The following is a 23,323-nucleotide window of genomic DNA, read 5'->3' as shown; positions in this document are numbered from 1 at the left end:
GTGGTCCGGGGTCAGGCCGGGTCGACGATGCGGCAGACCACGGCGCCGGACGCCAACTGCTCGCCCGGCGCGGCGGTCAGTCCCTGCACGATGCCGTCGCGGTGCGCGGTCAGCGGCTGCTCCATCTTCATGGCCTCGACCATGACGATGACGTCGCCGGTCGCGACCTGGTCGCCGTCGGCCACCGCGACCTTGACCACGGTGCCCTGCATGGGGGCGGTGAGGTCCTCGCCCGTGGCCGGGCGCGCGGCACCGCTCGACCGACCGGACCGGGACCGCCGGGTTGGGGCGGCGGCCGGCCGGCGGGGTCCGACGGCCAGGTCGCCGGGCAGGGTCACGGTCATCCGCCGGCCGTCGACCTCGACCACCACGGTCTGGCGCTCCGCGCCGTCGCCGTCGGCCGGGGCGGCGCCGGTGAACGCGGGGATGGTGTTGTCGAACTCGCTCTCGATCCAGCGGGTGAACACTCGGAACGGGGCGTCGGTGAAGGCCGGATCCCGCACCACCGCCCGGTGGAACGGCAGGGCGGTGGCCATCCCGTCGACGACGTACTCGTCCAGCGCCCGGCGGGCCCGGGCCAGGGCGGTGTCCCGGTCCGGCCCCCAGACGATCAGCTTGGCCAGCAGCGAGTCGAACGCGCCACCGACGACCGAGCCGGTCTCGATCCCGGAGTCCACGCGCACCCCGGGGCCGGCCGGTTCGCGGTAGCTGGTCACCGTTCCCGGCGCGGGCAGGAACCCACGCCCGGGGTCCTCGCCGTTGACGCGGAACTCGAACGCGTGGCCACGCGGTGCGGGATCGCTGTCGTAGCGCAGCTTCTCGCCCTCGGCGATGCGGAACTGCTCGCGCACCAGGTCGATGCCGGTGGTCTCCTCGGTGACCGGATGTTCGACCTGCAGCCGGGTGTTGACCTCCAGGAAACTGACCGGGCCCGGGGTGCCGTCGGCGGCCGGGGCACCCACCAGGAACTCCACCGTGCCGGCGCCGTGGTAGCCGGCCTCCCGGCAGATCGCCGTGGCCGCCGCGTGGATCTGCTCGCGCTGCCCGTCGGACAGGAACGGCGCGGGCGCCTCCTCGACCAGCTTCTGGTTGCGGCGTTGCAGCGAGCAGTCCCGGGTGCCGACCACGATCACGGTGCCGTGCGTGTCCGCCAGCACCTGCGCCTCGACGTGCCGGGAGCGGTCCAGGTACTGCTCGACGAAACACTCGCCCCGACCGAACGCGGCCACCGCCTCACGGACCGCACTGTCGTACAGGCCGGGGATCTCGTCCCGGGTGCGGGCGATCTTCAGGCCCCGGCCGCCGCCGCCGAACGCGGCCTTGATGGCGATCGGCAGCCCGTGCTGATCGGCGAACGCGACCACCTCGTCCGCCCCGGACACCGGGTCGGGGGTGCCGGCGACCAGCGGGGCCCCGGCGCGGCGGGCCATCTCCCGGGCCACCACCTTGTCGCCCAGGTCGCGGATGGCCTGGGGTGACGGGCCGATCCAGGTGAGCCCGGCGTCCAGCACGGCCTGCGCGAAATCGGCGTTCTCGGACAGGAACCCGTACCCGGGATGGACCGCGTCGGCCCCGGACCGCTGCGCCGCGTGCAGCAGCTTCTCGATCGACAGGTACGACGTCGCCGGGGTGTCCCCACCCAGCGCGAACGCCTGGTCAGCCAGCCGGACGTGGGGGGCGTCCCGGTCGGGGTCGGCGTAGACCGCCACCGAGCCGTAACCGGCGTCGCGGCAGGCGCGGATCACCCGCACCGCGATCTCGCCGCGGTTGGCGATCAGGATCGTGCGCACAGGACCTCCACTGATCGGATGGTGCATCGAGAAGACGCTTCTGCTGCTGTGTGGGCCGGCCAGCGCCGCACAGCCGTCCTTTCGATGACGGCGACGGGAGCGGCCGGGCCGGCGAGGAGCGCGGTTGCGGTCATGACCACGACCGCGGTCGGGCCGGGCCCCGCCACCCGCCCCCGACCGCGGGCCACGGTCCCGACGCGCGGCGCCAGGCCGATCCAGACGCGGCAGTGGGCGGCGCGGGGAGGGTTTCGTCGCCGGCGACCCGCAGGGCCAGGACGGCAGCCAGGGCCGCCGCGACCTCGGCGTCGGTGGCCCCGTCCGGTCGGGGGGGCAACCCGGTCACAGCGGGATGTTCCCGTGCTTGCGGGGCGGCAGTGACTCCCGCTTGGTCCGCAGCAGCCGCAGCGAGCGCGTCACCACCGAACGGGTCTGCGACGGCGGGATCACCATGTCGACGTACCCGCGCTCGGCCGCGACGTAGGGGTTGACCAGGGTGTCCTCGTACTCGGCGATGAGCCGGCCCCGGAGCTCCTCTGGATCAGAAGAAGAAGCGATCCGCTTGCGGTGCAGAATGTTCGCCGCCCCCTGGGCGCCCATCACCGCGATCTGCGCGGTCGGCCAGGCGATGTTGACGTCGGCTCCGAGGTGCTTGGACCCCATGACGTCGTACGCGCCCCCGAACGCCTTGCGGGTGACCACGGTGATGAGCGGGACGGTTGCCTCGGCGTAGGCGTAGATCAGCTTGGCGCCGCGCCGGATGATGCCGGAGTGCTCCTGGCCCACCCCGGGCAGGAATCCGGGGACGTCGACCAGGGTCAGCACCGGGATGTCGAAAGCGTCGCAGGTCCGGACGAAGCGGGCCGCCTTCTCGGAGGCGTCGATGTCCAGGCAACCGGCCAGGTGCAGCGGCTGGTTCGCGACCACGCCGATCGGGCGCCCCTCGATCCGGCCGAACCCGACGACGATGTTCGGCGCGAACAGTTCCTGGATCTCGAGGAACTCGCCGTCGTCCAGCAGGGCGGTGACGATGTCCTTGATGTCGTAGGGCTGGTTGGCCGAGTCGGGGATGATCGTGTCCAGCGCGAGATCGTCGTCGGTGACATCGAAGCCGACCTCGGCGGTCTCAACTGTCGGCGCCGGATCCAGGTTGTTGCTCGGCAGGTACGACAGCAGTTCCTTGACGAACTCGATGGCGTCGGCCTCGTCGGCCCCGAGGTAGTGGGCGTTGCCGCTGCGGGTGGCGTGCACCCGTGCGCCCCCGAGCTCGTCGAGGGTGACGTCCTCGCCGGTGACCGAGCGGACGACCTCCGGTCCGGTGATGAACATCTGCGAGGTGCCCTCGACCATCACGACGAAGTCGGTGAGGGCGGGGGAGTAGACGTGGCCGCCCGCGGCCGCGCCCATCACCAGGGAGATCTGCGGGATGACGCCGGAGGCGTGCACGTTGCGACGGAAGATCTCCGCGTACAGACCGAGCGAGACGACGCCCTCCTGGATCCGGGCGCCGCCGCCCTCGTTGATGCCGACGATGGGACAGCCGGTCTTGAGGGCGAAGTCGAGCACCTTGACGATCTTCTCGCCGTACACCTCGCCGAGGCTGCCGCCGAACACGGTCACGTCCTGGCTGAAGACGCAGACCGGGCGACCGTCGACCGTGCCGTAGCCGGTGACGACGCCGTCGCCGTAGGGCCGGTTGGTCTCGAGCCCGAAGGCGGTGGAGCGGTGCCTGGCGAACTCGTCCAGCTCCAGGAACGATCCCTCGTCGAGCAGCAGTTCGACCCGCTCGCGAGCGGAGAGCTTGCCCTTGGCGTGCTGCCGCTCCAGGGCGGCGGCCGACCCGGCGTGGACGGCCTCGTCGTAGCGCCGTTCCAGATCGGCCAGTTTCGCCGCGGTCGTGGCCAGGTGGCCGCCGGCTGCGGTCGGGTCCGGCTCGCTCATCCGTGTCCGCCTTCCCGGCCGGACGCCACCGCCGGCTCGTGTGGAACGTAGTACCACCGAAGTGATACTCCGTCTCACAGGGGGAACGCAAGTGGCCCGCCGGCGGGCCGCGCGATGGCCCGGGCGGCCGCGGGCCACTTCTAGACTGGGCCGGTGAATGCCGAGCTACCCACCCAGTACGACCCCGCGGCCGTCGAGGTGACGACCTACCAGCGCTGGCTGGACGCCGGTTACTTCCATGCGGACGAGAAGAAGGTGCTCTCCGGTGAGCGTCGCCCCTTCTCGATCGTGCTGCCGCCGCCCAACGTCACGGGCAACCTGCACATCGGTCACGCGCTCGACCACACCCTGATGGACATCCTGGCCCGCTGGCACCGGATGTCCGGTGACGAGGTGCTGTGGCTCCCCGGGATGGACCACGCCGGGATCGCGACGCAGACCGTCGTCGAGCGGAAGCTGGCGGTCGACGGGAAGACCCGGCACGACTACGGCCGCGAGCTGTTCGTCCAGAAGGTCTGGGACTGGAAGGCCGAATCGGGTGGCGCCATCCTCGGCCAGATGAAGCGGCTGGGCGACTCCGTCGACTGGGACCGGGAGCGTTTCACCCTGGACGACGGCCTGTCCGAGGCCGTCCAGACAATCTTCAAGCGCATGTTCGACGACGGCCTCATCTACCGGGCCGAGCGGATCATCAACTGGTGCCCGGGCTGCCGGACGGCGCTGTCGGACATCGAGGTCGAGCACGCCGACGACGCCGGCGAACTCGTCTCGATCCGCTACGGCTCGCTCGACGGCGCCGATTCAATCGTCGTGGCCACCACCCGGGTCGAGACGATGCTCGGCGACACCGCCATCGCCGTCCACCCGGACGACGAGCGGTACCGGCACCTGGTCGGCCGCACCGTGACCCTGCCGCTGGTGAACCGGGAGATCCCGGTCGTCGCCGACACCCACGTGGACCCGAAGTTCGGCACCGGCGCGGTCAAGGTCACCCCGGCCCATGACCCGAACGACTTCGAGATCGGCCGCCGGCACGATCTGCCGATGCCGACCATCCTGACCGAAGCGGGCGAGATCACTAACACCGAAACGGAATTCGACGGGCTGGACCGCTTCGCCGCCCGCGCCGCCATCAAGGAGGCGCTGCGCGCGCAGGGCCGCATCGTCGCCGAGAAACTGCCGTACGTGCACGCCGTCGGCCACTGCTCGCGCTCGGACGACGTCATCGAGCCGCGGTTGTCCACTCAGTGGTTCGTCAAGGTGGAGTCGCTCGCCGCGGCCGCCGCGGCCGCGGTCCGGGACGGCCGCACCGTGATCTCCCCGCCCGAACTCGCGCCCCGGTACTTCGACTGGGTCGACAACATGCACGACTGGACCATCTCCCGGCAGCTCTGGTGGGGGCACCGCATCCCGGTCTGGTACGGGCCGGACGGCGAGGTCCGCTGCGTCGGGCCGAACGAGGAAGAGCCGGGGGAGGGCTGGACCCGCGACCCGGACGTCCTGGACACCTGGTTCTCGTCGGGGCTCTGGCCGTTCTCGACGATGGGGTGGCCGGAGCAGACCGACACCCTCAAGGCGTTCTATCCGACGTCCGTGCTGGTCACCGGCTACGACATCCTGTTCTTCTGGGTCGTCCGGATGATGATGTTCGGGCTGTACGGCACCGCGGACGAGCAGGGCGCCCCGCAGGTCCCCTTCCAGACCGTGGCGTTGCACGGGCTCGTGCGCGACCAGTACGGCAAGAAGATGTCCAAGTCGCGCGGCAACACCGTCGACCCGCTGCAGTGGATCGACGAGTACGGCGCCGACGCGCTCCGCTTCACCCTCGCCCGCGGATCCAACCCGGGCGCCGACCAGGCGATCGCCGAGGAGTGGGTGGCCGGGTCGAAGCGGTTCGCCTCCAAGCTGTTCAACGCGGCCCGGTTCGCCGCCATCAAGGGTGCGGTCGTCCCGGACGAGCCGTTGACCGACGAGCAGGTCGCCACGCTCACCCCGGCCGACCGGTGGATCCTCGGTCGACTCGACCAGCTGACCGACCAGACCACCGCGCTGCTCACCGATTTCGAGTTCGGCAAGGCCGCCGAGGGGCTGTACCAGTTCGCCTGGGGCGAGTTCTGCGACTGGTACCTGGAGATGAGCAAGGTCCAGCTCGACAGCCCCGACCCTGCGCGGGTCACCGCGACCCAGCAGGTGCTGGGCACGGTCCTGGACGGCGTGCTGCGTCTGCTCCACCCGTTCGTCCCGTTCGTCACCGAGACCCTGTGGACCTCGCTGACCGGCCATGAGTCGGTGGTCGTCGCCGCTTGGCCGCAGTCCAGTGGCCGGACGGCCGACCCCGGGGCGGCCGCGTGGGTGGCCGACACCCAGGATCTGGTCACCGAGGTGCGCCGGTTCCGGTCCGAGCAGGGTCTGGACCCGAACCGTCGGGTCCCGGCCGCGCTCCGTGGGGTCGACCCGGACATGGCCGCCACCGTGGCGATGCTGACCCGGCTCACCCTGCCCGAGGAGATCGAGTCGACCGCGACACTCGACTGCACCCTGCGGTCCGCCGGTCGGGTCACCGTGGTGCTCGACACTTCCGTCGCCATCGACAAGGGCGCCGAGATCGCCCGGCTGCGCAAGGATCTGGCCGCGGCGACCAAGGAGCAGCAGGACACCGCGCGCAAGCTGGACAACGAGGCGTTCCTGGCCAAGGCCCCGGACGCCGTCGTCGGCAAGATCCGGGATCGGGCGGCCCGGGCGGACGACGCCGTCGAGCGCATCACCGCGCGGTTGACCGAGCTGGAAGGCGCATCGTGACCCGGGACCGCGACGAGAACGAGTGGGACGGCCGTGCTCCGGAGGGCACCCCCGACGACGGTTCCGGGCCCGGCCGGGAGAACCACGAGGTCGAGGACACCACCGATCACGCACCGCGGGACGACGGATCCGACCTGGACGAGGACGACTGGGACGGTCGCGACTACGACGAGGCCCACGACGAGCGGTTCGACCCGCTCGACGCCCTCGTCGACCCGGTCGACGTGAACACCTTCGAGGCCCGTGACCTCGACGCCGGGGAGATCGCGCGGCAGGTCGAGGAGGAGCTCTGGAACGACCAGATCACCTCGGCCACCGCGGATCTGGACGCCGAACCGGGACCGGGGGACACCATCGTCCCGGACGCCCCGCCGATGACGTTGGCCATGGTGGAGGCCCTGCTCGACCAGCGCCGTAACGAGGTGCAGATCGAACCGACGCTGGGCCGCATCACGGCCCTGCTGGACCTGCTCGGCAATCCGCAGCGCAGCTATCCGGTGATCCTGGTCGCCGGGACGAACGGCAAGAGCTCGACCGTCCGGATGATCGACGCGTTGCTGGCCCGGATCGGTCTGCGCACCGGTCGGTTCACCTCGCCCCACCTGCAGCGGGTCACCGAGCGGATCGCGATCGACAACCACCCGATCGACGACGAGACCTATGTCCGCGTCTACGCCGACATCGCACCGTTCGTCGACATGGTCGACGCCGGCAGTGCGAAAGCCGGCGGGGTGCCGCTGTCGAAATTCGAGATCCTCACGGCCATGGCCTATTCCGCGTTCGCCGACGCGCCGGTCGAGGTCGCCGTCGTCGAGGTCGGACTGGGCGGCACCTGGGATTCGACGAACGTGGTCGACCCGCACGTCGCCGTGATCACCCCGATCGGCATGGACCACACCGACTACCTGGGCGACACCCTCACCGCCATCGCCGGGCAGAAGGCCGGCATCATCAAGGGCGAGACGGTGGCCATCGTCGGTCCGCAGCAGAACGACGCGATGACCGCGATCCTGCGCCGCACGGTGCAGGAGGATGTCGCCGTCGCCCGGTACGGCAGCGAGTTCACCGTCCTGGAGCGCAGTTTCGCCGTCGGTGGGCAGCGATTGACGCTGCAGGGGCTGGGTGGCGTCTACGAGGACGTGTTCCTGCCGCTGTCCGGTGAGCATCAGGCCGCGAACGCGGTCACCGCCCTCGCCGCGGTGGAGGCGTTCTTCGGGGCCGGCGCGCAGCGCCAGCTGGATGTCGGCGCGGTACAGGACGGGTTCGCGTCGGCCGCCTCCCCGGGCCGTCTGGAACGGGTTCGCAGCTCGCCCACCATCCTGGTCGACGCGGCCCACAACCCGCACGGCGCCACCGCTCTCGCCGCCGCCCTGGCCGCCGAGTTCTCGTTCAGCCGGCTGGTCGGCGTGCTCGCCGTACTGGGCGACAAGGACGTCCGCGGGGTGCTGGAGGCGCTGTCGGGCTCCTTCGACGAGGTCGTCGTCACCCGCAATTCCTCACGCCGTTCACTACCGGTGGCCGACCTCGCCGAGATCGCGGTCGAGGTGTTCGGCGAGGACAAGGTGCACACGGCCGACCGGATGGACACCGCCATCGCCATGGCCGTCGACCTCGCCGAGCAGGACGTCGACGACGTCTCCGGCACGGGCGTCGTCATCACCGGTTCGGTGGTCTCGGCCGGGGACGGCCGGGCCCTCGCCGGCCTGGCGCCGGCGTGACCGCCGTCGACCCGTCGGGCGCGGACGGACTCCAGGGCCGCGACGGGACCTCAGAACCGTCGCCGGCCCAGCCGGCGGCCCGTCCCGTCGACCCCGAACGCGGGCTGCGGGGGGCGATGTCGGCCACTCTGGTGCTCGAGGCCCTCACCATCCTGCTGGCCCTGCCGGTGGCGGCCAAGACCAGCGGTGGGGTCGGCCCGGTCGGGGTCACCGTCATCCTGCTGCTGGCCGTGCTGCACATCGCGGGCTGCGTCTACGTCAAGCGTCCGTGGGCCCTGGCCGCGGTCCTGGCCCTGCAGGTGTTCGTCGTCGCCGGCTGGTTCATCAACTCCTCGCTCGGGGTGATGGGCGTGGTGTTCGGCGCGGTCTGGGGGACCATTGCCTGGTTCCGCTACGAATACCGGCGGCGGTTGGCGGCCGGTACGCTCCCCAGCCAGAACCGCCCGGCCGACTGAGACCCGTCCGACCGATGGTGCCGTCGGCCCCGCCGCCCAGCGGCAGCAGTGCCGCCGGACCGTCCGGCCCGGTTCACCCCGACAACGACCCCGCCCGAGGAGCCCACACCGTGTCCGAACGCACCCTGGTCCTGATCAAGCCCGACGGCGTCGCCCGCGGCCTCGTCGGCGAGATCCTCGCCCGCATCGAGCGCAAGGGCCTCAAGCTGGTCGCCCTGGAGCTGCGGACGACCGAGCGCGCGGTCGCCGAGACCCACTACGCCGAGCACGAGGGCAAGGGGTTCTACGCCGGCCTGCTCGACTTCATCACCGGCGGGCCGCTGGTCGCCGCGGTCGTCGAGGGCCCGCGGGCCATCGCGGCGTTCCGGCAGCTGGCCGGCGGCACCGATCCGGTCGAGAAGGCCGCGACCGGCAGCATCCGCGGCGACTTCGGTCTGGAGACCCAGTTCAACCTGGTCCACGGATCGGACTCGCCCGAGTCCGCCGCCCGCGAGATCGGCATCTGGTTCCCGAACCTGTGACGGACCCCCGCACCACTCCCGAGGCCGTCCCGGCCGAGTCGTCGGATCCGTCCGAGCCGGTGCTCCGCCGGGTCGGCCCCGGTGGCGCCCTGGCCTCCGACCACGCCTTCGGGGTCGCCCTGGTGACCCTCTGGCACCGGGTCGTCCGGGCCGGGCCGGCCGGCGGTTTCCCCGTCGACGCCGACCGGGGTGGCATCGCCCGGCTGGTCCCACCGCTGGTCGACGAACTGCGCACCGGTCGAGCCGTCGGGTTCGCCGTCAACGCGGGCCGCCTACTGGTGGGTTTCGGGTTGCTCCGCCCGGGCCACGGCTCCGCCGAGCACACCGCGACCCTGCCGCTGCTGCTCACCGACCCCGAGCATCTGCGGACCGGTGTCGGCGACCGTCTGCTGGCCGCGTTGCTGGACGCCGCCGGCCAGGCCGGCATCGACCGGGTCGAGGTGGCCGTCGATCCCGACCAGGCCGACTTCTTCGGACGTCGCGGGTTCGCCGAGTGGGGCCGTCGACCCGGCTGGCGGCGTCCGGACGGCGCGAAGACGCCCGCCCGCGACGAGCTTCTGCTGGGATGGACGGCATGACCGACTCGCTCACCGCCGAACCGCCCGCCGATCCGACGGCCACGACGACCGTGCCGGTGCCGGGGCCGATCCCACCGGCCGCCGGTGGCGATCCGACCGGTCCGGTGGAGCCCATCGTCGAGCCGGACCCGGAACGGCGCCGCCGGTTGATCGACCTGTCCCACCCGATCACCGAGGGCATGACGACCTACCCCGGCATCCCGGGACCGACGTTGGGATCACACCTGACGTTCGAGGAGTCCGCGGCGCACTACGCCACCGGCACGGAGTTCCAGATCGGCACCATCTCCCTGGCGGCCAACACCGGGACCTACCTGGACACTCCGGCCCACCGCTACCGCGACGGCGACGATCTCGGCGCCTTCCCGCTGGAACGGATGGCCGATCTGGACGGGCTGGTCGTGCGGGTGGGCCCCGCGGACGCCGCGGCCGACCCCGCGTCGGTCTTCGTCGACGAGCTGCGCCTGCAGTCGGCCATCGGCGACCGGGTCGTCACCGGTCGGGCGCTGCTGATCGAGACCGGACACAGCGCGAAGTGGGGCCAGCCCGGCTACTTCCGTGACCATCCCCACCTCACCGATGGCGCCGTGGAGTACCTGTTGACCCTGCGACCGGTGCTGGTCGGCATCGATTCGCTGAACATCGACGGGACCCACACCGGGCGGCGGCCGGCGCACAGCTGGTTGCTGGCGGCCGGGATTCCGGTGGTCGAGCACCTCACCCGGCTCGACGAACTGCCCGACGAGGGGTTCCGCTTCACGGCGGCGCCGCCGGCGGTCGTCGGGATGGCGACCTTCCCGGTGCGGGCGTTCGCCGTTCTCGACTGAGTCGACGGGTGGGGTCGTCCGGTTCCCGGGTGGTGCGGGGGCGGGTGTTCGCGACCCGTTCGCGGGCGTCCGATCCGTGCCTCCGGTCGTCGACGGACGGTGTGTGGGATACTGCGGGGGTCGGTGGTGGGTTTCGTCCTCCGCCGGCTCCCGGAGTGATCGGGCCGTGAACGCGTGCAGCCCGCGCCCTGACGAGTGACAGTCGTCGGTCGGCGCGAGAGACCGCGGTCGTGGCCGGGGCGCTTCGGCCCACCCGCAGACTTCCGCCGGCCGGCTCGCCCGGTCGCGGTTCCGAACGTGTCGAGGTCCCTGCGCGGTCGCGTCCAGTACGCGCCCGGGGAACCTCTGGAAGGACGTACCTCCATGTCATCTCCCATCACCCGTGAAGCAGCGTTGGCCGATCTGCCCGCCAAGCCCCGGGTGCACGAACTGTCCCGCCGCATCGGACTGAGCAACAAGGAACTGCTCGCCGTCCTGGCCGAGCGGGGTCTCGAGGTTCGGAGCGCCTCGGCGTCCGTGCCCGCCGCCGTGGCGCGCGACCTCATCGAGGCGCATTTCGGTGCCGCGGAGGCAGCCGACTCCGACGGCGTGCCCGGCGGCACGGCCGCCGATCTCCCGACCGAGGACGTGCTGGCGGCCGTGCCGGATTCGCCGGGCCCGCAAGCCGCACCGGCGGCGCCCGACGAGGCGGCGCCGGCGGCGGCCCCGATCAATCCGCTCTTCCTGGCCCCCGAGCCGGTGACCGTGCCGTCCGGTTCCCCGCGGAGCGGGTCCGAGGTCTCCGCGGAGGCGAGCGGGTCCGACGCGGGGTCGTCCGCTGTGCCGGCCACCGAGGACGGGCCGGCCGAGAACGAGGCGCCGACCGCCGGTCGCCGTCGCCGCGGCCGGGGCCGTCGTCAGTCCGGTGAGCAGGCGCACACGGCGCCCCCCGCCGAGGTCCCGGCGCCCACCGCGGACGACGCCGCGACGCCCGCGCCGGCCGCCACCCCGGTCACCGAGGCCGACGAGGACGACAGCGTCGCCGACGCCCCGGAGCAGGATCAGCCGTCCGGGGACGACGCCGACGGGGGCCGCGGCCGGCGCCGGCGCCGCGGACGGCGGGGTCGCGGTCGGGTCGCCGACGACGCCACCGACGCCACCGAGGGCGATGACGACCAGGCGCCGACCGCGTCGGACGAGCCGGCGGCGTCGGCGGACGAGTCGGCCGACGAGGATGCCGATCAGACCGACGGTGACAACGACTCGGCGGACGCAGCGGACGCCGAGTCCGACGGGGACCGGTCGAACGGCAGCCGACGGCGCCGCCGCCGTCGCCGCCGGGGCGGCGCGGACGACGCCGCCGAGAGCTCGGACAACGATCCGGCCGACACCGTCGTGCACGTGCGCGAGCCCCGCGAGGCGCGCGAGTCCCGTTCCAGCGGTGGGACCGGCGCCAACGAGGTGCAGGGCCTGCGTGGTTCCACCCGGCTGGAGGCCAAGCGTCAGCGCCGCCGCGACTCCCGTGAGTCCCGTCGACGCCCGCAGATCCTGACCGAGGCCGAGTTCCTCGCCCGCCGCGAAGCGGTCGACCGGGTGATGGCCGTGCGTCAGCGCGGTGATCTGGCCCAGGTCGCCCTTCTCGAGGACGGCATCCTGGTCGAGCACTTCGTCTCGCAGACCGGGGCCGACTCGCTGATCGGCAGCGTCTTCCTCGGTCGCGTCCAGAACGTGCTGCCCTCGATGGAGGCCGCGTTCGTCGACATCGGCCGGGGACGCAACGCCGTCCTGTACGCCGGTGAGGTCAACTGGGATGCGGCCGGTCTCGCGGGCAAGGCCCGGCGCATCGAGACCGCGCTCTCCAGCGGCGACAGCATGCTGGTGCAGGTCTCCAAGGACCCGGTCGGTCACAAGGGCGCCCGGCTGACCACGCAGATCGCCCTGCCGGGGCGGTTCCTGGTCTACGTGCCCAACGGCGGCGCGACGGGTATCTCGCGCAAGCTGCCGGACACCGAGCGCAAGCGCCTGAAGTCGATCCTGGACCGGATCGTCCCGGAGGACGCGGGCGTGATCATCCGTACCGCCGCCGAGGGGATCTCCGAGGAGGAGCTGGCCCGCGACGTCGAACGGCTCAAGGCGCAGTGGGAGGACATCTCCCGGCGCGCCGAGCAGAAGTCGTCGGCCCCGACCCGGCTCTACGCCGAGCCCGGCACCCTGCTCAAGGTCGTCCGCGACCTGTTCAACTCCGACATCAACCGGCTGGTCATCGACAGCGACGACACCGCCGACGGGGCCTACCGGCCGGTCAAGGAGTACGTCGACGCCGTCGCGCCGGAGTTGTCCGACCGGGTCGAGCGCTACGAGTCGGCCACCGGGGCGGACGTGTTCGCGGCCTTCCGGATCGATGAGCAGATCGCCAAGGCGCTGGACCGCAAGGTGCATCTGCCGTCGGGGGGGTCGCTGGTCATCGACCGCACCGAGGCCATGACGGTGGTCGACGTCAACACCGGCAAGTACACCGGCAGCGGCGGCAACCTCGAGGAGACGGTCACCCGCAACAACCTGGAGGCGGCCGAGGAGATCGTCCGGCAGCTGCGGCTCCGCGACATCGGCGGCATCATCGTCGTCGACTTCATCGACATGGTCCTGGAGTCCAACCGCGACCTGGTGCTCCGCCGGCTGACCGAGTGCCTGGGCCGCGACCGCAGTCGCCACCAGGTCGCCGAGGTGACGTCGCTGGGCCTGGTCCAGATGACCCGCAAGAAGATGGGCACCGGGCTGGTCGAGGCCTTCTCCGACCCGTGTCCGCACTGCTCCGGGCGGGGGATCGTGCTGCACGAGCTGCACGTCCCCGCAGCGGTGACCACCACCGAGCCCGCGGATTCCACGCCCGTCCGGGACCGTTCCGAGCGCGGTGAGCGGCGGGGTCGTAACCGGCGGGGCAACCGCCGGAACGAGCCGGAGGAGATCGAACGGCCCGCGGCGCCGCGCGTCCCGCCGGCCGGGCTGCGGCCGGACCCGCGCGGGCCGAAGCCGCCGTCGTTCCGGTCCGATGATGCCGGGGCCGTCGAGGATGGCGTGGCGGAGGACGACGGCGTCACCACCGTGGTCCGGCCGGCCGGTGCCGACGCGGACGACGTGGCCGAGGCGTTGCTGGTCGGTGCGGTGAGCGCGGCCGCGGATTCCCCCGCCGCCCGCGACGACGTCCCGGTGGCCGACGAGCCGGCCGCGGACGTGACCAACGAGGGTGCCGACGGCTACCGCGACGACGATCCCGACGAGCTCGCCCGGGCCGACGCCGGTGACGCGGTCGCCGCGGTGACCGCGGCCCTGCGGGCGCCGGTCTCCGGCCGGGTCCGGCCGGTCGAGGCGGCCACGGGCCCGGATGCCGAGGCGTCGCCGGAACCGCCGGCGGCGGCCGACCCCGTGGCAGCACCGGAACCTGCGGCCGTGCCGCCGGTCTCGACCACACCTGCGGTTCCGACCGCGCCCGCAGCGTTGGCACCACCGGCCACCCGGCCGCGGCGACGAGCCGCCGGACGCGCCGCGGGGGCACCGGCCACGGCCACCGCGGTCGACATCGTCATCGACGCCGCTGCGCCGACCACGTCGGCGGCTCCGGTCGCCAACGGCACGGTCGTCCACTCGTCCGATCCCGCCCCCACCGGACGGCGTCGGGCGGCCTCCCGGCCGGCGGGTCCGGCGGCCGGAGCGAACGGCTCCGGTGCCGCGGACACCCCGTCCGAGCCCGTCCCGGCGGGTGAGTAGAGCGATGGCGGACCGGTGGGTCGTTTGCCCGGTCGGCGGCAGCCAAGTACAGTAAACGGTCGGCACGCTGCCCGGCAGCGGGTTTTGACGTGCCCAGGGTTTTCAGCTCTCCGGTGCGTGGATTCGGGGCGGCGGGCGTGCCCGGAGAGTTCGACGAAGCAGATGGACGGATACGAGCGGTTGTCCCCTGGGGCAACAGCCATGAACAGCAGGAAAGGCGCGACGACAATGTTCGCGATCGTCAAGGCCGGCGGCAAGCAGTACAAGGTGTCCGAGGGCGCCGTCATCGAGGTCGAAAAGGTCGAGGGTGCTGCCGGCACCGCGGTGACCTTCCCGGCGGTCCTGGTGGTCGACGGCGAGTCCGTCACCTCCGCCGCCGATGCCCTGTCCAAGGTCACCGTCTCCGGTGAGGTCGTCGCCCAGACCAAGGGTCCGAAGATCGTCATCCACAAGTTCAAGAACAAGACCGGTTACCACAAGCGTCAGGGGCATCGTCAGCCGCTGACCCAGGTCAAGGTCACCTCCATCGCCCTGGGTTCCTGACCCACCGGCATCGACCTGAGGAAGGCAGCTTTCCATGGCTCACAAAAAGGGTGCATCCAGCTCCCGTAACGGTCGCGACTCCAACGCCCAGCACCTGGGTGTGAAGCGGTTCGGCGGCCAGGTCGTCGGCGCCGGTGAGATCCTGATCCGGCAGCGCGGCACCAAGTTCCACCCCGGTGCCGGTGTCGGCCGCGGCAAGGACGACACGCTGTTCGCGCTGACCGCCGGGACCGTCGAGTTCGGTTCCAAGCGCGGCCGCAAGACGGTCAACATCGTGGTCGCGACCACCGATGTCGAGGTCGACGAAGCGGTGCCGGCCGGGGCCTGACCCCGGCTGTTTCCCAGCCACAGCCGAGGGGCGGGCCCGATCACCGGGACCGCCCCTCGTGCTATTTCCCGGCCGGTGTCAGCACCGGCGCACCACCGCTTCCCGGTCCCGGCCGCAGGCGGTACGGAACCCGCCCCGTCCCGGGGCGGTTCCACCAGTGACGAGAACGGAGTCCCAGACGATGGCGAGGTTCGTCGATCGGGCCGTCCTGCACCTGCAGGCCGGTGACGGTGGGCACGGTTGTGCCTCGGTGCATCGTGAGAAGTACAAGCCGCTCGGTGGCCCGGACGGGGGCAACGGCGGCAACGGCGGTGATGTGATCCTCATCGTCGACGACAACGTGCACACGTTGCTGGACTTCCACTTCCGCCCGCACGCCCGGGCCGGTAACGGCCGCCCCGGTGCGGGGGACAACCGGGACGGCGCCAACGGCGCCGACCTGGAGCTGCGCGTCCCGGCCGGCACGGTCGTGCTCTCGGCCGACGGTGAGATGCTGGCCGATCTGGTCGGCCCCGGCACCCGCTTCGTCGCCGCCCACGGCGGTCGCGGCGGGCTCGGCAACGCCGCCCTGGCCTCCCGGGCCCGGAAGGCTCCCGGGTTCGCCCTGCTCGGCGAACCGGGCGAGGCCGCCGACGTGGTGCTGGAACTCAAGTCGGTCGCCGACGTCGGTCTCGTCGGCTTCCCCAGCGCCGGCAAGTCCTCGTTGGTGTCGGTGCTCTCGGCCGCCCGTCCGAAGATCGCCGACTACCCGTTCACCACCCTGGAGCCCAACCTCGGGGTGGTCACCGCCGGTTCCGAGGTCTTCACCATCGCCGACGTCCCCGGGCTCATCCCGGGAGCGGCCAGCGGTCGCGGGCTGGGCCTGGAGTTCCTGCGCCATATCGAGCGCTGCTCGGTGCTCGTCCACGTCCTGGACTGCGCCACCTTCGAGTCCGGCCGCGACCCGATGTCCGACATCCAGGCGCTGGAGCACGAACTCGCGCAGTACACCCCCTCGCTGCCGACCGATCTGAGCGAGCGTCCGCGGGTCGTCGTGCTCAACAAGATCGACGTGCCGGAGGCGCGCGAGCTGGCCGAGTTCGTCCGTCCCGACATCGAGGCCGCCGGCTACCGGGTGTTCGAGGTGTCCGCCGCGACCCACGAGGGGTTGAGCGCGCTGCGCTTCGCCCTGGCCGAGATCGTCGCCGCCGACCGGACCGATCGGCCCGCAGCGGCGGCGGCCCGCATCGTGCTGCGACCGAAAGCGGTCGATTCCGAGCACTTTTCGGTGTCGGAGGACCCGGAGACCGAGGGCGGGTTCATCGTCCGCGGCGTCCGGCCCGAACGCTGGATCCGGCAGACCGATTTCGGTAACGACGAGGCCGTCGGGTACCTCGCCGACCGGCTGGCCCGGCTGGGCGTCGAGCAGGCCCTGGCCAAGGCCGGTGCCCGGCCGGGTGCCCCGGTCACCATCGCCGACGTCGTTCTCGACTGGGAGCCGACGACCCTGGCCGGGGTCGACGTCACGCCGACCGGCCGCGGGACCGACGCCCGGCTGGACCGGGTCGAGCGGGTCGGCGCGGCCGAGCGCAAGGCCATGCACCGGCTGCGGCGGGGCCTGGACGTCGAGGGTCACGATCTGGACGAGGAGTTCATCTCGGGCCCGGGTCGGCTGCCGGCGGACACCTGGACGGACGGCGAGGTTGACGGCGCCGACGGCGCGGAGCCGGGTCGATGACCGTGGCCACCGCGTCGCGCGGCCGTGACGGTGTCGCGGCCGACGGGGTGCCCCTGTCGGGGACCCGGGTGGCCATCGGTCGCGCCCGCACCATCGTGGTCAAGGTCGGTTCGTCGTCCCTGACCTCGGCCTCGGCCGGGCGGTCCGGTCGCGGTCTGGACCAGGCCCGGCTCGATGCCCTCGTCGACGCGCTGGCCGCCCGGGTCCGGGCGGGCTCGCAGGTGGTCCTGGTCTCCTCCGGTGCGATTGCGGCCGGCCTGGGTCCGTTGGGCCTGCGTCGTCGTCCCCGTGACCTGGCCACCCAGCAGGCGGCCGCCTCGGTGGGCCAGCAACTGCTGGCCCAGCGTTACGCGGACTCGTTCGGCCGGCACGATCTGACCGTCGGCCAGGTGCTGCTCACCAGCGACGACGTGGTCCGCCGCGCGCACTACCGCAACGCCCAGCGCACCTTCGGCAAGCTGCTGTCGTTCGGGGTGGTGCCGGTGGTCAACGAGAACGACACGGTGGCCACGGCGGAGATCCGGTTCGGCGACAACGACCGGCTGGCCGCACTGGTCGCGCACTGCGTCGGTGCGGATGCCCTGGTGCTGTTGTCCGACGTCGACGCCCTCTACACCGGCCACCCCGGGCTGCCCGATTCCCGCCCCATCCCCGAGGTCGCCGATGCCGCGGAACTCGTCGGTGTCGGCGTCGCCCAGCGGGGGAGCGACGTCGGGACCGGGGGCATGGAGTCCAAGCTGACGTCGGCGCTCACGGCGACCGGTGCCGGCATCCCGGTGCTGCTGACGTCGGCCGAGCAGGCCGCCGCCGCGCTGGTCGCCGACCCGGTGGTCGGGACCGCCTTCGCCCCGGCGGAACGACGCACCAGCGCGCGGATGTTCTGGCTGCAGCACGCGGCGACGTCCTCCGGCTCGTTGAGCCTGGACGCCGGCGCGGTCGCCGCCGTCGTGGGTCGGCGCAAGTCGTTGCTGCCCGCGGGGATCACCGCCTTCTTCGGTGATTTCGAGTCCGGTGACGTGGTCGATCTGCTCGATCCCGACGGCCGGGTGGTCGCCCGCGGTTTCGTCGGGCACGACGCCGCCGAACTGCCGGAGATGATGGGGCGTTCCCTGTCCGCTCTGCCCGACCGCCTGCGGCACCCCGTGGTGCACGCCGACGATCTGATCGCTGTCCCGTCTGCCGAAGGAGTGCCGTCATGACCGTCCTGGACAGTCGCGAACCTCGCGCCGCCGTGGGCTCCCCGGCGGTCGCGGTCGAACCGGGATCCGGCGCCGCCACCCGGGAGGACGTGCTGGCCGCCGCTCGCCGTTCCCGGGCCGCCGCCGCCGATCTCGCGGTGCTACCGCGGGCGGCGAAGGACGCGGCGCTGCTGGCCATGGCCGACGCGCTGGAGTCCGCCGCCGATGCCATCCTGCAGGCCAACGCCAAGGACGTCGCGGCGGCCGAAGCCACCGGCACCCCCGCGTCGCTCATCGATCGCCTCCGCCTGACCGGTCCGCGGGTCACCGCGATGGCCGGTGGTCTGCGCGATCTCGCCGCGCTGCCCGACCCGGTGGGTGAGGTGGTCCGCGGGTCGGTGCTGCCCAACGGTCTGCGCCTGCAACAGATCCGGGTGCCGATGGGCGTCGTCGCGATCATCTACGAGGCCCGCCCCAACGTCACCGCGGACGCCGCCGGTATCGCGTTGAAGTCCGGGAACGCCGCCCTGCTGCGGGGTTCCGGCTCGGCCTACCACTCGAACCGCGCTCTGGTCGACGTGCTGGCGGCGGCGGCCGAGCGGGCCGGTCTGCCGGCCGACGCGGTCCAGCTGGTCCCGGGTACCGACCGGGAGTCGGTGAAGTACCTGATGACCGCGCGCGGCCTGGTCGACGTGATCATCCCGCGGGGCGGTGCCGGTCTGATCCAGGCGGTCGTCAACGGCTCCACCGTCCCGGTCATCGAGACGGGGGTGGGCAACTGCCACGTCTACGTCGACGCGGCCGCCGACCTGGACATGGCGCTGGAACTGCTGATCAATTCAAAGGCCCGCCGTCCCTCGGTCTGCAATGCCGCCGAGAACGTCCTCGTGCACGCCGATGTCGCCGAACGGTTCGTGCCGGCCGCGGTGGCCGCCCTGGCCGAGGCGGGCGTCACCGTGCATGCGGACGCGGCGTTCGCCGCCCTGGTCCCGGACGCCACCACCGTGGTCCCGGCCACCGAGACCGACTGGGACACCGAGTATCTCTCGCTGGACATCGCCGCCGCCGTGGTGCCCGACCTGGACGCCGCGGTCGCGCACATCGCGGCGCACGGCAGCGGGCACACCGAGGCGATCGTCACCGGCTCGCTCGCCGCGGCCGATCGGTTCGTGGCCCGGGTGGACGCCGCCGCGGTCATGGTCAACGCCTCGACCGCGTTCACCGACGGCGGGGAGTTCGGGTTCGGTGCCGAGATCGGCATCTCCACACAGAAACTGCACGCGCGGGGCCCGATGGGTCTGGCCGAGTTGACCAGTACCAAGTACGTGGTCACCGGTGCGGGTCAGGTGCGGGCGTCCTCGTGATCGCGCCGACGGGGGGCGGAGCCGACGGGATCGACGGCCGGGCCCACGACGACGTCGCCTCCGGTCTGCCGCTGTCGCCGCAGGTGATGGCGGACGGCAACCGTCCGGGTGGGGTCTGGTCGCTCGGATCCCGGGCGGCGGGTGGCCGGCCGCGCCGGCGGATCGGCGTCATGGGCGGCACGTTCGACCCGATCCACCACGGACACCTGGTCGCCGCCTCCGAGGTGGCCGACCGGTTCGCGCTGGACGAGGTGGTTTTCGTGCCCACGGGACAGCCCTGGCAGAAGACCGGCACCACGGTCGCCGAGCACCGTTACCTGATGACCGTCATCGCCACCGCGTCCAACCCCCGGTTCACGGTGTCCCGGGTCGACATCGACCGGCCGGGGCCGACCTACACCCGGGACACCCTCGTCGATCTGCGTCGTCAGGAGCCGGACGCGGACTGGTTCTTCATCACCGGGGCCGACGCGCTCGCGGCCATCATGGGGTGGAAGAACTACGAGGAACTGTTCGACCTCGCCCACTTCATCGGGGTCACCCGGCCCGGGTACCAGCTCTCCGACCTCAATCTGCCGTCCGGCGCGGTCACGCTCATCGAGGTGCCGGCCCTCGCCATCTCCTCCACGGACTGCCGCCGTCGGGTGCAGGCCGGGGGACCGGTCTGGTACCTGGTGCCGGACGGGGTGGTGCAGTACATCGCCAAGCACGGCCTCTACGCGGGCGACGGCGGCCCGGCCGGCGAGAGCGCGGTCGACCAGGCCGCGCCCGGGGCCGCCCAGATTTCGACACTCACTGCAACGAAGGACATCTCATGACCGCAACTGACCGTGCCCTGTCGATCGCGCAGGTGGCCGCGCAGGCCGCGGCCGACAAGAAGGCGGCCGACATCTCGATCGTCGACGTCTCCGACCGACTGGCCATCACCGACTGCTTCGTCATCGTGACCGGCACCAACGAGCGCCAGGTCGGCGCCATCGTCGACGCCGTCGAGGAGGCCATGCGTGAGGCCGGGGAGAAGCCGGTGCGCCGCGAGGGGGAGCGCGACGGACGCTGGGTGCTCCTGGACTACGTCGACGTCGTGGTCCACGTCCAGCATTCCGAGGAACGCGTCTACTACGCCCTCGATCGGCTGTGGAAGGACTGCCCGACCATCCCGTTCGTCGACGCCGCGCTGCCCGAGGGGGCTACGCCGGAGGCCGGAGCGTCCGTGGACGGGGCCGGCGACGAGCAGGACGAGCCCAGCGTCGAGGCGGACGACGAGCAGGCTGTGGAGGGTACCGACCGGTGACGCTGGAACACCTGATCCTGCTGCGGCACGGCCAGACCGACTGGAACTCCGAGCAACGACTGCAGGGTCACCGGGACATCGACCTGAATGCCGCCGGACGCCGGCAGGCGGTCCAGGCCGCCCCGTCGGTCGCCGCCCTGCGGCCGGACGTGATCGTCAGCTCCGATCTGCGCCGCGCCCGGGACACCGCCGGTGCGGTCGCCGATGTCACCGGCCTGCCGGTGGCCGTCGACCCACGCCTGCGGGAGACGTCGATGGGCAAGTGGGAGGGCATGACCCGGGACGAGGTCGTGGTGGACTGGTCGGCCGAGTGGGACGCGTGGCGGACCACCTCACCCGACGCCTCCCCGCCGGGCGGCGAGTCCCGCCGCCAGGTGGCCACCCGCGCCATCGAGGTGGTCCACGAACTGGACGCCGGCGACGCGCAGCGTGCGCTGCTGACCTCCCACGGCGGCACGATTGTCGGGCTGACCGGCCTGCTGCTCGATCTGCCGGACACCACCTGGTCGACGCTCATCGGGATCGGCAACTGCCACTGGGTGGTCCTGCACCGGTACCGGGGCGCCTGGCGACTGCACTCCTACAACGCCGGTCTCGGCGGTGTCGTGCTACCCCACGGCGAGGACCAGGTCGCCGGCACCTGATGTCGCTAACGAGAACAATTCTCAGGTAGTCTGATCGCGGGCCGACGCCCGACAGGCCCCCTGGGGAGGGTGGAGACCGACCCCCGCGCCGCCCGGAGACGGGCGCGGTCGCGGGGGTCGGTTGCTCTTGCGCATTGGATCGGTCAGGCGGCGGCCGGGGTCGGCTTGCCGCTGCTCGTCTGGCCGGAAGCGTCGACCACCCGGTCACCGGGGTGCAGCAACGCGAGCAGGAAGCAGACCCCCAGGGCGACGGCCATCCCGTACAGCACCCACTGGGTCGCCAGGGCGAAGTCGGCGGACACCGCGGACTGAATCTGGGCCTGCACCTGGGCGGGGATGTCGGAGGCGGTCCCGGCGGCCGCACGACCACTCGTGCTGTCCGAGGCGCCCGCCGCGATCTGGGCGGCCTGCTCCGGCGGCACCCCGAACCCGGTCAGCGAATCAGTCAGGCGCCGGGAGAAGACGTGTCCGAGAACGGTGCCCAGCACGGCCAGGCCGAGCGCCGACCCGTAGTTGCGGACGGTCTGCGTGATGCCGGTGACCTCGCCGTAGGAGGCGTCGATGGCCCGGTTGGTGGCGTCGGTACTCGCCGGGCCGACCAGCAGACCCATCCCGGCCCCGGCCAGCACGATCGCCCACCACTGGTCGCCCAGCGACAGGTCGGTGATCTTCTGCGCCCACAGGGTGAAACCCACGGCGCCGACCAGGCCACCCAGCAGCAGCGCCGGCTTCGGTCCCCGCTCGTCCAGGATCCTGCCGCCCAGCTGCGCCGCGGGGGCGAACCCGGCGAAGACGCAGAGCAGGTAGAGCCCGGCGTTGCTCGCGTCGTAGCCCAGCGAGACCTGCGAATAGACGCTGGCGAAGAAGAACACCGGGATGAACGCGACCATGCAGAAGAACAACACCCCGTTGTCGACCGCGAACGCCCGACCCCGGAAGATCTGCAGCTTGATCAGCGGATGGGGGGTCCGCAGCTCGTAGCGGACGAACACGACGAGCACGGCCAACCCGCCCACGATGCACGCCCACGTCCACGGGCTGTCCCAGCCCCAGCTGCGGGCCTGCTCGAAACCGAGGACGGACAGGGCCATGCCGAGGGCGACCAGGAAGGCACCCGGCCAGTCGATCGGTTCGCGGCGGGCGTTGGTGTGGATGCCGGCGGCGATCGTCAGGACGACGGCGACGAGGGCGATGGGCAGGTTGATCCAGAAGATCGCCCGCCACGTCCACTGGGTCAGGTAGCCGCCGGCGATCGGGCCGACGGCGGTGAGTCCGCCACTGACGCCGAAGAAGATGGCCAGCGCCTTGCCGCGTTCACCGACCGGGAAGGCGGCCACCACCACGGCCAGGGCCGCCGGGATCATCAGTGCGGCCGACAGACCCTGGGTGACGCGGAAGACGATCAGCCAGGGCTCGGCCAGCGACGAGGCCGGGGTGGCCCCGCACAACGCCGAGGAGACGGCGAAACCGATGATGCCGATAAGGACGACCCGCTTGGAGCCGAGGACGTCGGCGATGCGGCCGCCGAGGGCGAAACCGGCGGCCAGGGCGAGGATGTAGGAATTGACCATCCAGGTGACGCCACCGGAGGACAGGGACAGTTCCTGCTGCACGTCCGGCGCCGCGATGGCGACGATGGTCTGGTCGATGAACGTCATGGCGACCGCGAACATCATCGCGGTCAGGGCCAGCCATTTCGACCTGGCGATGGTCCCGGGTACGCCCGAAGCGGGAGTGCTCATAGAACGACCGATCCTTCCGACGGGCGGTCCGAGTGGCCACCATCGGGCGTCAGGATGACACCGCCGCCGTCGCATATCGGGTATATCGCACCGGGCTCATACGAAAGACCGTCAGTGGGACGAGGCGTGCGGCCGTACGCCGGCCG

The 23,323-nt window shown here is 72.1% G+C and carries 18 protein-coding genes; 15 read left to right on the top strand and 3 right to left on the bottom strand.

Going from position 1 to position 23,323, the window contains the following annotated elements; genetic code table 11:
- Positions 1 to 11: 11 nt before the first annotated feature.
- Together FDO65_RS07485 and FDO65_RS07480 are read right to left on the bottom strand one after the other, a co-directional pair.
- Entirely contained in the window at positions 12 to 1,790 is a 1,779-nt protein-coding gene (locus FDO65_RS07485; RefSeq protein WP_137448719.1) for an acetyl/propionyl/methylcrotonyl-CoA carboxylase subunit alpha, read from the bottom strand.
- Positions 1,791 to 2,129: 339 nt separating this feature from the next.
- Positions 2,130 to 3,728: an acyl-CoA carboxylase subunit beta gene (locus FDO65_RS07480; protein ID WP_137448718.1), complete on the bottom strand. Its 1,599-nt coding sequence runs from the start codon at positions 3,726 to 3,728 to the stop codon at positions 2,130 to 2,132.
- A gap of 153 nt (positions 3,729 to 3,881) precedes the next feature.
- Between FDO65_RS07480 and FDO65_RS07475 the strand changes: the two genes are divergently transcribed.
- The 15 genes from FDO65_RS07475 (at position 3,882) to FDO65_RS07405 (ending at position 21,435) form a co-directional block, all read left to right on the top strand.
- Entirely contained in the window at positions 3,882 to 6,527 is a 2,646-nt protein-coding gene (locus FDO65_RS07475; protein WP_137448717.1) for a valine--tRNA ligase, read from the top strand.
- A 263-nt stretch (positions 6,528 to 6,790) separates the two neighbouring features.
- Positions 6,791 to 8,245 carry a bifunctional folylpolyglutamate synthase/dihydrofolate synthase gene (locus tag FDO65_RS07470; RefSeq protein ID WP_420847527.1) on the top strand — a complete coding sequence of 485 codons (1,455 nt, stop codon included), beginning with the start codon at positions 6,791 to 6,793 and terminating at the stop codon, positions 8,243 to 8,245.
- Complete coding sequence (locus FDO65_RS07465) at positions 8,242 to 8,700, top strand: DUF4233 domain-containing protein (RefSeq protein WP_205849836.1); 459 nt, start codon at positions 8,242 to 8,244, stop codon at positions 8,698 to 8,700. The genes FDO65_RS07470 and FDO65_RS07465 overlap by 4 nt, the downstream gene beginning before the upstream one ends.
- A gap of 110 nt (positions 8,701 to 8,810) precedes the next feature.
- Positions 8,811 to 9,221, top strand: a complete 411-nt coding sequence (ndk, locus tag FDO65_RS07460) for a nucleoside-diphosphate kinase (RefSeq protein ID WP_137448716.1) — start codon at positions 8,811 to 8,813, stop codon at positions 9,219 to 9,221.
- Positions 9,218 to 9,799: a GNAT family N-acetyltransferase gene (locus FDO65_RS07455; protein WP_166442078.1), complete on the top strand. Its 582-nt coding sequence runs from the start codon at positions 9,218 to 9,220 to the stop codon at positions 9,797 to 9,799. The genes ndk and FDO65_RS07455 overlap by 4 nt, the downstream gene beginning before the upstream one ends.
- Positions 9,796 to 10,626, top strand: coding sequence for a cyclase family protein (locus tag FDO65_RS07450; RefSeq protein ID WP_137448715.1), 831 nt, complete (start codon positions 9,796 to 9,798; stop codon positions 10,624 to 10,626). The genes FDO65_RS07455 and FDO65_RS07450 overlap by 4 nt, the downstream gene beginning before the upstream one ends.
- 363 nt (positions 10,627 to 10,989) lie before the next feature.
- Entirely contained in the window at positions 10,990 to 14,370 is a 3,381-nt protein-coding gene (locus tag FDO65_RS07445) for an Rne/Rng family ribonuclease (RefSeq protein ID WP_137448714.1), read from the top strand.
- A 228-nt stretch (positions 14,371 to 14,598) separates the two neighbouring features.
- Positions 14,599 to 14,913 carry a 50S ribosomal protein L21 gene (rplU, locus tag FDO65_RS07440; protein WP_137449600.1) on the top strand — a complete coding sequence of 105 codons (315 nt, stop codon included), beginning with the start codon at positions 14,599 to 14,601 and terminating at the stop codon, positions 14,911 to 14,913.
- A gap of 34 nt (positions 14,914 to 14,947) precedes the next feature.
- A complete protein-coding gene (gene rpmA, locus FDO65_RS07435; RefSeq protein WP_137448713.1) occupies positions 14,948 to 15,241 on the top strand; it encodes a 50S ribosomal protein L27 in 294 nt (97 codons plus the stop codon).
- 181 nt (positions 15,242 to 15,422) lie between these two features.
- Positions 15,423 to 16,958: a GTPase ObgE gene (obgE, locus tag FDO65_RS07430; RefSeq protein WP_137448712.1), complete on the top strand. Its 1,536-nt coding sequence runs from the start codon at positions 15,423 to 15,425 to the stop codon at positions 16,956 to 16,958.
- Between the two features lie 53 nt (positions 16,959 to 17,011).
- Positions 17,012 to 18,157, top strand: a complete 1,146-nt coding sequence (proB, locus tag FDO65_RS07425) for a glutamate 5-kinase (RefSeq protein ID WP_166442132.1) — start codon at positions 17,012 to 17,014, stop codon at positions 18,155 to 18,157.
- Complete coding sequence (locus FDO65_RS07420; RefSeq protein ID WP_137448710.1) at positions 18,154 to 19,500, top strand: glutamate-5-semialdehyde dehydrogenase; 1,347 nt, start codon at positions 18,154 to 18,156, stop codon at positions 19,498 to 19,500. The genes proB and FDO65_RS07420 overlap by 4 nt, the downstream gene beginning before the upstream one ends.
- An 86-nt stretch (positions 19,501 to 19,586) precedes the next feature.
- A complete protein-coding gene (gene nadD, locus FDO65_RS07415; protein WP_137449598.1) occupies positions 19,587 to 20,318 on the top strand; it encodes a nicotinate-nucleotide adenylyltransferase in 732 nt (243 codons plus the stop codon).
- Entirely contained in the window at positions 20,315 to 20,791 is a 477-nt protein-coding gene (gene rsfS, locus FDO65_RS07410) for a ribosome silencing factor (protein WP_137448709.1), read from the top strand. The genes nadD and rsfS overlap by 4 nt, the downstream gene beginning before the upstream one ends.
- Complete coding sequence (locus tag FDO65_RS07405; protein ID WP_137448708.1) at positions 20,788 to 21,435, top strand: histidine phosphatase family protein; 648 nt, start codon at positions 20,788 to 20,790, stop codon at positions 21,433 to 21,435. The genes rsfS and FDO65_RS07405 overlap by 4 nt, the downstream gene beginning before the upstream one ends.
- Positions 21,436 to 21,578: 143 nt before the next feature.
- Here FDO65_RS07405 and FDO65_RS07400 read toward each other — a convergent pair whose 3' ends face one another.
- The gene (locus FDO65_RS07400) at positions 21,579 to 23,177 is read right to left on the bottom strand and encodes an MFS transporter (RefSeq protein ID WP_137448707.1); all 1,599 of its coding nucleotides are present in this window, start codon (positions 23,175 to 23,177) and stop codon (positions 21,579 to 21,581) included.
- Between the last annotated feature and the right edge of the window lie 146 nt (positions 23,178 to 23,323).

It is taken from the genome of Nakamurella flava (genome assembly GCF_005298075.1).
Taxonomy (GTDB): Bacteria; Actinomycetota; Actinomycetes; order Mycobacteriales; family Nakamurellaceae; genus Nakamurella; species Nakamurella flava.
This window is presented reverse-complemented; position numbering and strand designations above follow the sequence as displayed.